At 68.8% G+C, this 12,058-nt stretch carries 19 protein-coding genes; 18 read left to right on the top strand and 1 reads right to left on the bottom strand.

Annotated elements, in window-relative coordinates; translation table 11 throughout:
• Nucleotides 1-53 precede the first annotated feature (53 nt).
• From HNQ79_RS31575 to HNQ79_RS31565, 3 genes are read left to right on the top strand one after another with little or no spacing between them, the layout of a single operon-like run.
• Entirely contained in the window at nucleotides 54-350 is a 297-nt protein-coding gene (locus tag HNQ79_RS31575; RefSeq protein ID WP_185036415.1) for a hypothetical protein, read from the top strand.
• Between the two features lie 9 nt (nucleotides 351-359).
• Entirely contained in the window at nucleotides 360-686 is a 327-nt protein-coding gene (locus HNQ79_RS31570; protein ID WP_185036414.1) for a hypothetical protein, read from the top strand.
• Entirely contained in the window at nucleotides 686-907 is a 222-nt protein-coding gene (locus HNQ79_RS31565) for a hypothetical protein (RefSeq protein WP_185036413.1), read from the top strand. The genes HNQ79_RS31570 and HNQ79_RS31565 overlap by 1 nt, the downstream gene beginning before the upstream one ends.
• 878 nt (nucleotides 908-1,785) lie before the next feature.
• Here the strand turns inward: HNQ79_RS31565 and HNQ79_RS31560 are convergent.
• On the bottom strand, nucleotides 1,786-1,977 hold the full coding sequence (locus tag HNQ79_RS31560) for a hypothetical protein (RefSeq protein ID WP_185036412.1): 192 nt from the start codon (nucleotides 1,975-1,977) through the stop codon (nucleotides 1,786-1,788).
• Here HNQ79_RS31560 and HNQ79_RS31555 point away from each other — a divergent pair.
• The 15 genes from HNQ79_RS31555 (at nucleotide 1,976) to HNQ79_RS31485 (ending at nucleotide 12,058) form a co-directional block, all read left to right on the top strand.
• Nucleotides 1,976-2,566, top strand: a complete 591-nt coding sequence (locus HNQ79_RS31555) for a P27 family phage terminase small subunit (RefSeq protein ID WP_185036411.1) — start codon at nucleotides 1,976-1,978, stop codon at nucleotides 2,564-2,566. The two genes, HNQ79_RS31560 and HNQ79_RS31555, sit on opposite strands and share 2 nt — an antisense overlap.
• A complete protein-coding gene (locus tag HNQ79_RS31550; RefSeq protein ID WP_185036410.1) occupies nucleotides 2,538-4,277 on the top strand; it encodes a terminase large subunit in 1,740 nt (579 codons plus the stop codon). Before HNQ79_RS31555 ends, HNQ79_RS31550 begins: the two co-directional genes overlap by 29 nt.
• Nucleotides 4,278-4,295: 18 nt before the next feature.
• Nucleotides 4,296-5,702: a phage portal protein gene (locus HNQ79_RS31545; RefSeq protein WP_185036409.1), complete on the top strand. Its 1,407-nt coding sequence runs from the start codon at nucleotides 4,296-4,298 to the stop codon at nucleotides 5,700-5,702.
• Nucleotides 5,686-6,672 (top strand): TrbL/VirB6 family protein, encoded by a 987-nt coding sequence (locus HNQ79_RS31540; protein ID WP_229923807.1) that lies wholly within the window; start codon nucleotides 5,686-5,688, stop codon nucleotides 6,670-6,672. Before HNQ79_RS31545 ends, HNQ79_RS31540 begins: the two co-directional genes overlap by 17 nt.
• Nucleotides 6,673-6,717: 45 nt before the next feature.
• Nucleotides 6,718-7,230, top strand: a complete 513-nt coding sequence (locus tag HNQ79_RS31535; protein WP_185036408.1) for a hypothetical protein — start codon at nucleotides 6,718-6,720, stop codon at nucleotides 7,228-7,230.
• 54 nt (nucleotides 7,231-7,284) lie between these two features.
• Nucleotides 7,285-8,247: a phage major capsid protein gene (locus HNQ79_RS31530; RefSeq protein WP_185036407.1), complete on the top strand. Its 963-nt coding sequence runs from the start codon at nucleotides 7,285-7,287 to the stop codon at nucleotides 8,245-8,247.
• 71 nt (nucleotides 8,248-8,318) lie between these two features.
• On the top strand, nucleotides 8,319-8,576 hold the full coding sequence (locus HNQ79_RS31525) for a hypothetical protein (RefSeq protein WP_185036406.1): 258 nt from the start codon (nucleotides 8,319-8,321) through the stop codon (nucleotides 8,574-8,576).
• Between the two features lie 15 nt (nucleotides 8,577-8,591).
• Nucleotides 8,592-9,203 (top strand): hypothetical protein, encoded by a 612-nt coding sequence (locus tag HNQ79_RS31520; RefSeq protein ID WP_185036405.1) that lies wholly within the window; start codon nucleotides 8,592-8,594, stop codon nucleotides 9,201-9,203.
• Nucleotides 9,203-9,541: a hypothetical protein gene (locus tag HNQ79_RS31515; RefSeq protein ID WP_185036404.1), complete on the top strand. Its 339-nt coding sequence runs from the start codon at nucleotides 9,203-9,205 to the stop codon at nucleotides 9,539-9,541. Before HNQ79_RS31520 ends, HNQ79_RS31515 begins: the two co-directional genes overlap by 1 nt.
• Entirely contained in the window at nucleotides 9,541-9,951 is a 411-nt protein-coding gene (locus HNQ79_RS31510) for a hypothetical protein (protein ID WP_185036403.1), read from the top strand. The genes HNQ79_RS31515 and HNQ79_RS31510 overlap by 1 nt, the downstream gene beginning before the upstream one ends.
• A gap of 2 nt (nucleotides 9,952-9,953) precedes the next feature.
• Nucleotides 9,954-10,190, top strand: coding sequence for a hypothetical protein (locus tag HNQ79_RS31505; protein ID WP_185036402.1), 237 nt, complete (start codon nucleotides 9,954-9,956; stop codon nucleotides 10,188-10,190).
• Entirely contained in the window at nucleotides 10,187-10,609 is a 423-nt protein-coding gene (locus HNQ79_RS31500; protein WP_185036401.1) for a phage tail termination protein, read from the top strand. The genes HNQ79_RS31505 and HNQ79_RS31500 overlap by 4 nt, the downstream gene beginning before the upstream one ends.
• A gap of 76 nt (nucleotides 10,610-10,685) precedes the next feature.
• Entirely contained in the window at nucleotides 10,686-11,252 is a 567-nt protein-coding gene (locus HNQ79_RS31495) for a phage tail tube protein (RefSeq protein ID WP_185036400.1), read from the top strand.
• A gap of 72 nt (nucleotides 11,253-11,324) precedes the next feature.
• On the top strand, nucleotides 11,325-11,657 hold the full coding sequence (locus tag HNQ79_RS31490) for a hypothetical protein (RefSeq protein ID WP_185036399.1): 333 nt from the start codon (nucleotides 11,325-11,327) through the stop codon (nucleotides 11,655-11,657).
• Nucleotides 11,600-12,058, top strand: a complete 459-nt coding sequence (locus tag HNQ79_RS31485) for a hypothetical protein (RefSeq protein ID WP_185036398.1) — start codon at nucleotides 11,600-11,602, stop codon at nucleotides 12,056-12,058. Before HNQ79_RS31490 ends, HNQ79_RS31485 begins: the two co-directional genes overlap by 58 nt.

Raw genomic sequence — 12,058 nt, 5'->3', positions numbered from 1 at the left:
GACGTCGACCTCCAAGTCGGCGCCCCGAAAGGCCGGTGGGTGGTGAGCGAGCCATGGATCGACTAGCCGCCACCTCTACCGAGTTCGTTCACGTCAACGTCGGTTCATGGATCAACGGGACAGCGATCACCCTCGCCGACCCGCCCGAGTTCGCGTTCCTGCTCACCACGAACAACCCCCTCGCCGAAGACTGGCTGACCGGCGAATGGTCCGGGAACTGGGCACGCATCCTCGTCGGCCCCGCCGGCGGAGCAGTCACCCTCGCGGAGGGTCGCTATCACGTGTGGTTGACCTTCACCGCAGGCCTCGAAGCCCCTGTCCGGCTTACCGGCCAGCTCGACATCTACTAGGAGGCCGACGTGCCCCGTACCGCCATCACCCCAACCCAGGCCTCGCGAGCGGGCACCGTGCTCCCGGCCGCAACCGCAGGCGACGCCGTCAACGGGCACCAGGTCGCCAACGACGGACGCATCGCCCTCATCGTGAAGAACACCGGAGCGAGCAGCAGGGACATCACCTTCCTCACCACCCGCTCCGTCGATGGACTCACCGCGCCCACGCGCGTGGAGAGCGTGCCCGCGGGCGAAACGCAGGTCTTCGGGCCCTTTGACGCAAACGACTACGGGACGACACTGGCCTTCGACGTCGCGCATGCCGAGCTGACGATCAACGTCGTGCGAATCTGATGACCCAGGGCGCGGACATCGAGATCATCGAAAGCTCGAACAGCGAAGCGGGCTTCCTCGTGCCGAACCGAGTGCGGATCAACGGCACCGAAGTAGCAATCCCCGGCGGCGCCAGCATCCAAGTCAGCGAGATCAACGAGTCGTCGATCATCAGCGTGACGCTGACCCTTTTCGTGAAGTCCCTCACCATCAAGCAGGAACGGCCAAAGGGTCAGTCCTGAAAAGACCCATCGTTCCTTCGGGCATGTCCCCCGAGCAGGTGCTTGCACTGGGGGCAGTGCCGCATGGTGCCGTGCTTGACCGCATAGCTGATGCCGATGGTGCACAGATGCAGGAACCCCACGGCGATGCTCTGCCCCATGCTGGCCATACCTACCTGCGTACAGCTCTTGCAGTCACGACACCCTGAACCCATTGCGTACCCCCACATCCATGACGTGCGCCCATGCGCACAGTGCGGACACGCTAGGGCAAGGCAGGTGATCGTCATGCCACATCGGCTCAAGCCGCCCTGCTCGCGTCCAGGTTGTGACCAGACCAAGCCATGCACGGCACATGGACGTGACAGTCGAGCACGAGGCACAGCAGCACAGCGCGGCTACGGCTCACGGCATGCGGAACACTTCCGTCGCGCCGTACTAGATGCTCAGCCTGTGTGCGTGATGTGCCGACAGCAGCCGGCCACCGAAGCCGATCACTGGCCGAGGTCGAGGCGGCAACTGGAGGCTCAAGGGCTCGATGCCGACGATCCGCAGTTCGGCCGCGGGCTCTGCAAGCCGTGTCACAGCAGCTCGACGGCGCGCGCGCAGCCCGGAGGGTGGAACGCGGAGCGGCCGGCACCGCAGGGGTCGCCGGCGGCGGAGGTACCGCCGTTCTGAGATCGATTTTGGTGATCAATTCGAGATCGAAAAAATCTTGATCAAATTTCTCACGGGCGCGCGCGTGCGCGGGGGTGGGGGCGCACCCCCGCGGGCGCGCGTAGGAGACCGCCGGGGAGGGAAAATCCTGGCGCCGCACTCCGGAGCCTTCTGATCAGGGCCCCAGGAGGTCACCTATGCGCCTGACGCTCACAGATGGTCACCGCAAGGTGAAGATCGTTCTAGCTGGCGCCTCGGCCGAAATCCTCGAAGCCGCCGAACAGTCCGCACTGCGGTTGCTCGCCGCCGTCCCGCCGTCGACTACTGAGCCCGAGCCCGCGCAGGAGGCGTTCGGCTTCTCGCTGTCCGCCGACACCGAGCGGGCCGTGCCCGACGAGTCGACAGAGCTGGAGCAGGAGGAAGGCGAGAACCATGGCCGTACCTGGGCGCAAGCCGAAGCCGGCCCTGCAGGTCGTCCGCGAGGGCAACCCGGGCAAGCGGCCGGTCCGCGAGGGCGTCAAGCTCCCGCCGACTGATCTCGTTGCCCCCGACTGGGACGAGTTCTTTCCGCAGGTCAAGGTGCAGCCGAAGCCTCGGGCGCCGCGAGGTGCGGATGACGAGGAGCTCAAGGAGTACCGGGCTGAGGTCGCGGCCTGGCAGCGGACGAAGGTCGCGGCCGACGCGGCCGACCGGGGCCGGGCCATCGCTGCGCGCGAGTGGGACCGGGTCGTGCCGGTCCTTACGCTTATGGCCGGTCTGCACTCGGTGGACTGGTCGACGACCGTGGACTACTGCGTGTGCGTGGCCCGACTGCACTGCTGCGAGTACCAGCTCTCAGTCGAGGGGCTGATCACGATGGGTCAGCGGGGCCCGTGCCGTAACCCGTTGACGACAGTGGCGACCCAGTACCGGACCCAGTTGAAGGCGTACATCGGCGAGCTCGGGCTCTCGCCCAGTTCTCGCGGCCGGCTGACGCCGCCGGAGGGCGGCGACGATGGCGACGAAGACGACCCGTTCGACTAGGCAGCTATCCAAGCAGGACGTGAAGGACGGCCTCCCGGTGCCGCGGCTGGCCCTGCTGGAGCTTGGCCTGTCCGAGGAGGACATCGCCGAGGCACTGGCACGGCGCCCGCTGGTGGTGGCGAACCAGCTGTACGAGCAGCCCGGTGCCTACTACGACGTCGAGGCCGCCCGGCGTGCAGTCAAGGCCATCGAGTCGTTCAAGCACACCAAGGGCCGGTGGGGCGGTTCGCCGCTGAAGCTGGCCCACTGGCAGGCGGTGTGGGTAATCCTCCCGGCATTCGGCTGGCTGTACTTCGACGAGGAGCTCGGCCGACCGGTGCGGGTGGCGCGCACGGTGTACGTCGAGATCCCCCGCAAGAACGGCAAGTCGACGCTGAGTTCGGGCATCGGCTTGACGCTGCTGATGGCGGACCGGGAGACAGGTGCCGAGGTGTACGCCGCGGCGGCGTCCCTGGACCAGGCGAAGCGCGTGTTCGACGACGCGAAGCGCATGGCGACGACGTCGAAGGCGGTCCGTGGCCGGGCCGACGTCCTGACCAACGTGATCCGCGTTCCGCGCACGGGCGGCGTCTTTCGGGCCCTGTCCCGCATCGCGGAGACCGCCCACGGTCTGAACGTCTCCGGTGCTGTCATCGACGAGCTGCACGTGCACAAGACCCGTGACCTGGTCGACGCAATCACCACGGGTACGGGCGCGCGGGATCAGCCGATGGTCGTCATGATCACGACGGCGGATGATGCCCAGGAGGGCAGCATCTACGACGAGGTCCACGGCGTCACCGAGAAGGTCGCCGGCCACGTCATGAGCGACCCCGCTCACTACGGCGTCATCTGGGCGGCGGCCGACAACGACGATCCGTTTGCCGAAGAGACCTGGCGCAGGGCCAATCCTGGCCTCGGGGTCAGCCCGACGCTCGCGTACATGCGGCGCGAGGCGGAGAAGGCCCGCACGACGCCCTCGTACTACCCGACGTTCTTGCGTCTGAGCTTGAACATCCGCTCGCGCGCAAGCACCCGTTGGATCGATCTGCGGCGCTGGGATGCGAACGCGGGGATGGTCGACGAGCAGGCACTGAAGGGGCGGCGGGCTTGGGGCGGTATCGACTTGTCTGCGGTCTCCGACTTCACGGCCTGGGTGCTGGCGGTGGAATCGCCGCAGCCGGGCGTCGAGGTGGAGCTGGTGCCCCGTTTCTGGCTGCCGTCGGAGCGCTTGGAGGAGCTGCAGCGCACCTTGCAGGTCCCGCTCGCGGAGTGGGCCCGTCAGGGCTTCCTGCGCCTCACGGACGGCGATGCGATCGACTACGACGCCATCGAGAAGCAGGTCCTCGAGGACTGCAGGTTCTTCGACGTCCAGCGCCTCGGCTACGACCGCATGTTCGCGGGCCAGCTGGTGCAGAACGTGGACCGGGAGACCAAGCGGGGTCTGGTCGTCGAGCCGCTCGCACAGACCTTCCTCGGCCTCAGCGCCGGCTGCAAGGAGATGGACCGGCTGCTGCGCATGGATGCGATCCGCCACGGCGGGCATCCGGTGCTGCGGTGGATGGCCTCGGTGGTCGAGGTGATCGCGGACGGCAACGACAACATCCGCACCGTGAAGCCGGACCGCGGCAAGTCCGCGGCCCGGATCGACGGCGTCCAGGCGTCCGTGATGGGCCTGTCGGGGTATCTCCGGCGGCCGAAGAAGAAGAGTCGCGTGGCAGTGGGCTTCTGACCTGACAGGAGGTGCCCGGTGGCAGCTCCTAAGCCCCCCGTCGGTTCGGCACAGTGGTGGCTGAATCGTCTGTACGAGGAGTTGGGCGAGCGGCGGCGGTACGCCGACGTGATGCGCCGGTACTACTCGGGAGATCATCCGCTGGCGCAGGTCGTCGACAAGGCGAGGGACGCGTTCCGGCGGATGTTGAAGCAGGCCCGCTCGAACTACGTCGGCCTGGTGGTGGACGCGACCGCGGAGCGCATCCAGATCGACGGGATCCGCATCGGCGACAGCGAGGTCGGTGACCCGGAGGCGTGGCGGATCTGGCAGGCCAACAGCCTGGATGCCGACTCGGACCTGCTCATCACGGAGTCGGTGAAGTGCAGCCGGGCGTTCATGCTGGTCGCCCCGAACCCGGACGACGCCTCGACGCCGATCGTCACGGGCGAGGACATGACGCAGGCGATCGTCGCCTATGAGCCGGGCAGTCGGCGCAAGCGTGCGGCCGGGCTGAAGGTCTGGTCGGACGACTGGACGGGCGACTTGATGGCTACCGTCTACCTGCCGGACTTCATCTACAAGTTTCGTGCGCCCGAGCCTGTGAAGGGCATGAGCCCGAAGTGGGAGCCGCGGGAAGTCGTGGGCGAGCAGTGGCCGGCGCCGAATCCGCTGCGGGCGGTGCCGCTGGTGGAGATCCCCAACCGGCCTGACCTGCTGGGCAATGCGATGTCGGAGATTGAGGACGTTCTCGACATCCAGGACCGCATCAACAAGACCCTCATCGACCGGCTGATGGCGCAGGAGTTCTCGGCGTTCCGCCAGCGGTGGATGACCGGCTACGAGGTCCCGAGGGACGACGACGGGCAGCCGGTCGAACCGTTCAAGGCCGCGGTCGACCGCCTATGGGTGATCGAGGATGAGAACGTCCAGATCGGCGAGTTCAGCGCCACCGACCTCAAGCCATACCTGTCGGCCGTGGAGTCCGATGTCCGCGACCTGGCCGCCCGTACCCGCACCCCGAGTCAGTACCTGCTTGGCGTGATGGTCAACATCAGCGGTGACGCCCTGAAGGCTGCGGAATCCGGTCTGGTGTCGAAGGTTTTGCAGCGCCGACGACCCTTCGGGGAGGCGTTCGAGGAAGTCGTGCGCCTGTACTTGCACGCCGCCGGCGACACCCGGGACCTGGCGGCCCTGGAAGTCATCTGGCACAACCCCGAGTTCCGCACCGAGGGCGAACTCGTCGACGCGCTGGTGAAGATGAGCACCCTCGGCGTGCCGCACGAAGCTTTGTGGGAGCGCTGGGGTGCCTCGCAGACCGAGATCGCCCTGTGGCGGGAGCAGCGCGACGCCGCGGCGGCCCGGGTGATGGCCGGCGACATGGCTGCCCTCTACGGACCGAAGCCCGGGACGGGAGCGGGGCTTTCCGATGCCGACGCCGACTGAGCTGGGGCGCACCCGCTACACGCAGGTGTCCACGACGATCCGGGCGATCGTGGAGCGTGTCCAGCAGATCTGGCAGGGCCTGTCTGCGGCCACCGTCGAGGACGACCTGCTTGGAGGGCCAGGAGCGGCAATCGCCGAGGCGGTGGTTGGGGGCCAGGTGTCCGTCGCCGACGCAGCTCAGACCTACATCGCCGCCCAGATGGCCGCGCAGGGCGGCAGCGCGGTCGCCGAAGCCGCCCTGGTGGCGAGCGCGTTCGCGGGAATCGCCCCGGACGGCGGCCCGCTGGAGACGCTCCTGTACCTGCCCGCCATCGGCGTGCGGCGCCGGCTGGCGGCGGGCATGCCGCCGCAGGAGGCCATGCTGGGCGGGCTGGCGGACATGGCCCGCTACGCGTCGACCGCCGTGGCGGATACCGCCCGTTCGGCCGACCAGGTGGGCATGACCGCCCACCGTGGCTGTGTGGCCTACGTGCGGGTCGTGCAGCTGCCTGCGTGCGCGCGGTGCATTGTGCTGGCGGGACAGATGTACTCCTACAGCGAGGGCTTTGACCGGCATCCGAACTGCGACTGCCAGACGCTGCCGCTGCGCGAGGAGGAGTGGCCGGACGCGCCGATGCCGGAGCAGTTGTTCGCGCGGATGTCGGAGCAGGAGCGGCGCCGGACGTTCGGTGCGGCGGGCGCGGACGCCATCGGTGCCGGCGCGGACATTGGGCAGGTCGTCAATGCCCGCCGCGGCATGTCCCAGGCCCACGTGCACGGGCGCGACCTGCGCGTCACTTCGGAAGGGGCAACCCGTCGCGGCCTGTACGGGCGTTCTCGGCGCAGGGCGGGCGGCGACTTCGCGTCACTGCCCGGCCAGCGCTACCAGCGGGCGACGACCCCCCGTCTGATGCCGGAGGAGATCCTCCAGGTCGCCGATGACCGTGACGAGCAGCTCAGTTTGCTGCGCCGCTACGGCTACATCGTTTGAGCTTCCCTGCCGCGAGGGCGGGGCGCACGAGAGGAGTCGGCCGCGATGGCTGACGACACCACCACCGACGTCACCGACGAGCGCGGGTCCGCGACGGACACCGGCCAGCAGGACGACGTCAGCGCAGGGCTCGGCGAGGGCGGCAAGAAGGCCCTCGATGCCGAGCGCAAGGCCCGCGGGGCTGCGGAGAAGCAGGCGGCAGCCGCGCAGAAGAAGGCTGAGGACCTCACCAAGAGGCTCCAGGCGATCGAGGACCGCGACAAGACCGAGGCGCAGAAGCTTTCCGAGGCCAAGGATGCGGCGGAGCGCGAGGCGGCGACCGCCAAGCAGGAGCTCATGCGCTACCGAGTCGCGGCGGCCAAGAAGCTCCCGGCCGCTCTTGCTGACCGCCTGAAGGGCTCGACCGAGGACGAGATGACGGAGGACGCCGAGCGGCTCCTCGAAGTCTTCGGCTCCGAGCAGAAGTCGCAGGTTCCCAGCTATGACGGCGGTGTCAGGCAGACGGCCCGGCCCGCCTCCATGAACGACCTCATCCGGCAGACCGCCGGCCGGGGCTGATCCACCCCCGGCGCGGCATGGTCCGGCCGGTATCTCTGAAGGAGGGGCCGGACCGTGGCCTACAACAACATCACCACCCGCACCGACACGCAGGCGCTCATCCCGGAGGACATCTCCAACGAGATGCTCGGCAAGGCGACCGAGCAGTCCGCAGTGCTTCAGCTTTTCCGCCGCGTGCCGGTGTCGGCCGGACAGGTGCGATTCCCTGTCCTGTCGGCGCTGCCCATGGCCTACTGGGTGACCGGTGACACGGGGCTGAAGCAGACGACCGAGGTCAACTGGACGAACAAGTACCTCAACGTCGAGGAGATCGCCACGATCATGCCGGTCCCGGACAATGTCCTGGCCGACGTGGACGCGAACATCTGGGACACCGCAATGCCGCTCCTCGTGGAGGCGTTCGGCCGGGTTCTGGACACCGCGGTGTTCTTCGGCACCAACGCCCCGGCGAGCTTCCCGACGAACGTCCTGTCGGCGGCCACCGCCGCGGGGAACTCGGTGAACGAGGGGTCGACGGCCACGCAGGGCGGCTTCTTCGGCGACATCGACAAGCTGTACGGGGCCGTTGAGCAGGACGGCTTCGACGTCAGCGGCTTCGTGGCCGCCACGTCGGCGAAGGCGAAGCTGCGGGCGGCCCGCGACAGCTCGGGCCGCAAGCTCGACGACGGGCGCGTTTCCGGGGCCCTGGACTCCATCGACGGATTCCCGATCATGTACCCGATGCGAGGCCTGTTCCCGCTGGCGGGCGGCGCGGGCGTGGACGGGGTGCGGCTGTTCGGCGGCGACTGGCAGCAGTTCATCGTCGGCGTCCGCCAGGACATCACGATGAAGGTGCTGGACCAGGCGGTCATCACCGACAACACCGGCGCGATCATCTACAACCTGCCGCAGCAGGACATGACCGCGATCCGCCTGACCTTCCGGGTGGGCTGGCAGGTCGCGAACACCCTGAACAACGACCAGCCCACCGAGGCGTCCCGCTACCCGGTTGGCGTCCTGAAGACCGTCGGCGCCTGACCGGCCGGTCCCGCACATGCCGCCCCGACGCCCGCCGGCTGTCGGGGCTTCGTCACGAGGAGGTACTGGTCATGGCAGAGCCCAAAAGCAGCACGACCAAGCAGTCCAGGGCGACGCAGGAGACCCCGGACGACGGGGTCGCCCGAGAGATTCAGCGCGTCACCGACGAGGCCGAGGAGAAGGGGTTCTTCGGCACGGAGGTCGACCCGACCCCGAACGAGAACTACACCCTGCAGGGCGTCACCTCGGGGGCACCGACGCCGGAGTCCGACCCGCAGTATGCGCGCGAGGTACGGCACAAGCTCGATGACGAGGCGCGCCAGCGCTGACGAAGGGAGGCCACCGTGGCTGTGCTTCCCTCGCTCGCGACGGTGGCCGACCTCGCCAACATGCTGGGCAGGACCCTGAGCCCCGTCCAGGAACTGCAGGCCCAATCCCTGCTCGACCAGGCGTCGAGCATCGTGCGCGCGTATGTGCGCCAGGACATCAGCAGGACGACCACCACGGACACGTTCACGATGCGCCGGGCCGATCCGGTTCTGCACCGCTGCGGCGGCATGGTGACGCTGCCGCAGCGCCCGATTGTCGACATCGCCTCGGTCGAGGTGAACGGGGTGGCGACGGCGGACTGGTGGCAGGACGGCAATGACGTCCTGGTCCGCTCCCACGCCTGGTCGCAGCCTCCGGCGGCCCACCGGCCTCCGCGGGTGCGGGTGACGTACACGCATGGCTGGGACCCCGTTCCGGGGGACATTGCGGCGATCGTGCTGCAGTCCGCGAACCGGGTCATCGTCAACCCGTCCGGGATCCGCTCGGAGACGGTGGGCGGGGTGTCCACCACCTACCTGATCCCGGCGACCGGCGAGAACCTGGGTGTGCTGCTTTCGCGGACCGAGATGCGTGTCCTGGACCGCTACCGGCGGACCGCAGCGTCTGTCCGGGTGAGGCACCGCTGATGCTGTACCTGCAGAGCGCCGTCATCATCCGTCCCGGTACGACCCCCGACGAGTACGGCAACGAGCGACCCGACTGGGGCGCCGGCGCCACCCGCATCCCGGTCGACGGGGTGAACGTGCAGCCGGTGAACGGCAGCACCGAGGACACCGACGACCGGCAGCTCACCGTCACCGGATGGCGCCTGTACACCTCGCGCGGCGTGGACCTCGACCTGCGGGAAACCGACCGGGTCGAGTTCGACGGCATGGTCCTGCAGGTCATCGGCAAGGTTGCCCGGTGGCCGGCCCCGGGCGGCGGCGTCCACCACATCGAGGCGGACCTGCAGGAGGTTGACTGATGCCCTCCGGATCCGGCCGTGTCCGCTACGTCCCCGACCCGCGCATGTTCGGACAGCTGTCCCGCAGCACCGAGATGCGCGAGTTCCTGATGGAGGCAGCGCAGGCGGGGGCGAACTCGGCGCGGTCCATCGCCCCGACCTACAGCGGCCCCACCTACAACCCGGCTGTCTCCCGCCACGGCGAGTACAAGGCGTCGATCTACTCCGCCGTCTCCCTGCAGCCCAACGGGTGGCGGGCCGAGTTCGGTGCCGCCGCCCCGTGGGCACTGCAGGTCGAGTTCGGCACGGGCGGCGGTGGCGGGCGCCGGGACAGCCGTGGCCGGTTCCGTTCAGCCACTCCCCGCCCGCAGACCGGCTGGTCACCGAAGTGGCGCGTCCTGGGGCGCGCTCTGGACTCCCTGAGGAGATAGCTATGCCCCGTATCCAACTGGCCTACTGGCACGGTGATCACGCCCCGGGCGACGAGGTGAACGTCTCTGACGACGAACTCGCCGCCCTTACGCGTGACGGCCGCGTCGCCGAGGTTCTGCAGGAGCCCGCGCCCGCGGAGACACCGGCACCCGCCGCATCCGCCGCGTCTGCTCCTCCTGTCGAGCCGTCGCAGGAGCAGCCCGAGACCGCTGTTGACGCCGGGCGCAAGCGGCGATGACCCAGCCCCTGCCCGTCGTCGTCTTCCCGGACGCCGAGCAGGTCGCGGTCACCCTGCTGCGGGCCCGGCTGCCCGCCGGCACGGTGGTAGGTACCGAGTGGCCTGACGCTCTCGAGTCCCGGCTGCCGTCGGGGGTGGTGTCGGTGACCCGCGGCGGCGGCGCCATCAATCTGACCGACGTCGCCGAGGACGTGGTCCTCGACATCGACGTCCTGGCCGCCACCAAGAAGACGGCCCACGACCTTGCGCAGCGTGTCCGCGCGCACCTGCACGCGGTGCGCGGGAGCGTGCAGGCGGGGGCCCGGGTGTACGGGGTGAGTGACACCTCGCTGGTGTGGCTGCCGCATCATCCGTCGGCTGAGACCGACCCCATTCCGCGGTACGTGCTCGTGATGAGCATGGTCATCCGCCCCGCCTGACGTACCAACCCGCACTCCCTCACCCATCACCCGCCGGCGAGCGCCGCGCGGGTCCTCGCCATGCCTGGAGGCATCCGTGGCGCTCAACGCTGACAACGTGCGCGTTGGTCTGAACGGCAACATCTATCTCGCCCCGAAGGGCACGACCGCCCCCGTGGACCTCGATTCCGCGTGGGGGGTGGGCTGGGCGGACCTGGGCTACCTGTCGGAGGACGGGGTGTCCATGGAGTACTCGACGGACTCCGAGGACATCAACGCCTGGCAGTCCCTCAGCCCCGTCCGCAAGGTGCTGACCAGCGTCGACATGACACTGGGCTTCACCGCGCTCGAACTCAAGACCGCCACGATCAAGCTCTACTTTCCGGGCTCGACGATGACGGACGTCGGCGGCTCCGTCCACAAGCTCGACATTCCGGCTGCACCCACCCCGGACGAGCGAGCGATCGGCCTGGAGTGGGTGGACGGTGCCGTCAAGAACCGGCTGATCATCCCGCGCGGTGAGGTCACCGAGCGCGGCGCGATCACCGTCGGCCGCTCGGCCGCGGTGGGCCTGGAGATGACCATCTCCGCCTACGCGACGTCCGCCCCTGAGATCGCGGTCTGGCTGTCCAATGACCCGGCCTGGTCTGCGATCGCGGCGTAATCACAGCTCCCGGCAGGCGCGCCAGCGGGTCGCGTCTGCCGGGCCCAACCCGCCCACCCGCATGGAGAGATCATGGCCACCACCAAGACCGCGGGACGCGAAGTCGTCTCCCTCGACGCGCTCGCCAAGCAGCGACGCGACGCACTGCCCGAGCCCACGACCTTCGATCTGGCCGGAGTGGAGTTCACGCTGCCGCCCATCAAAGCTTTGCCGTTCGAGCTGCAGGAGAAGGTCGGCAGCTACGAGAATGTCGTCGGCGTCATGAAGGAAGTCCTTGGCATCGAGAAGGTCAAGGAGATGTACGCAGCCGGCTACCAGCTCGGCGACCTGGAGCTCATCGCCGAGGAATGGCAGAAGCGCTCCGGGGTGGAGCCGGGGGAATCGGCGGCCTCCACCGCTTCCTAGAGGAGTACGGGGAGGCCGTCGAGTGGGACCTCGCCCGCTACTGGCCGGGCAGGTCGCTGCTGGAGCTCTACCGGGGCGAGATGTCGTGGCGTGAGCTGCGGGTTTTCCTGCGCTTTCTGCCTCCGGAGTCTGCGACCGCACGGGCCATCAACCCGGACAGCGCGTGGACCCTGGACCGGCATTTGCAGGCCGCGGTTGCCGACAACACCGCGTTCCTGAACGCCTTGACGATCTACGTCAACAGCGATCCGAAGAAGCGGGGCCGGTTCAAACCGCCGGACCCCATCACCCGGCCTGGCGTCGAGCCGCGCCGCGAGAAGTCCAACGTCATCAAGTTCGGGGGCCGTCACGGCTCCGGAGCCAGGCAGCTCGCCACCGTCTTCGGGGGCGCCTCGGGATAG

It is taken from the genome of Streptomyces candidus (assembly GCF_014207445.1).
GTDB lineage: Bacteria > Actinomycetota > Actinomycetes > Streptomycetales > Streptomycetaceae > Streptomyces > Streptomyces candidus.
This window is presented reverse-complemented; position numbering and strand designations above follow the sequence as displayed.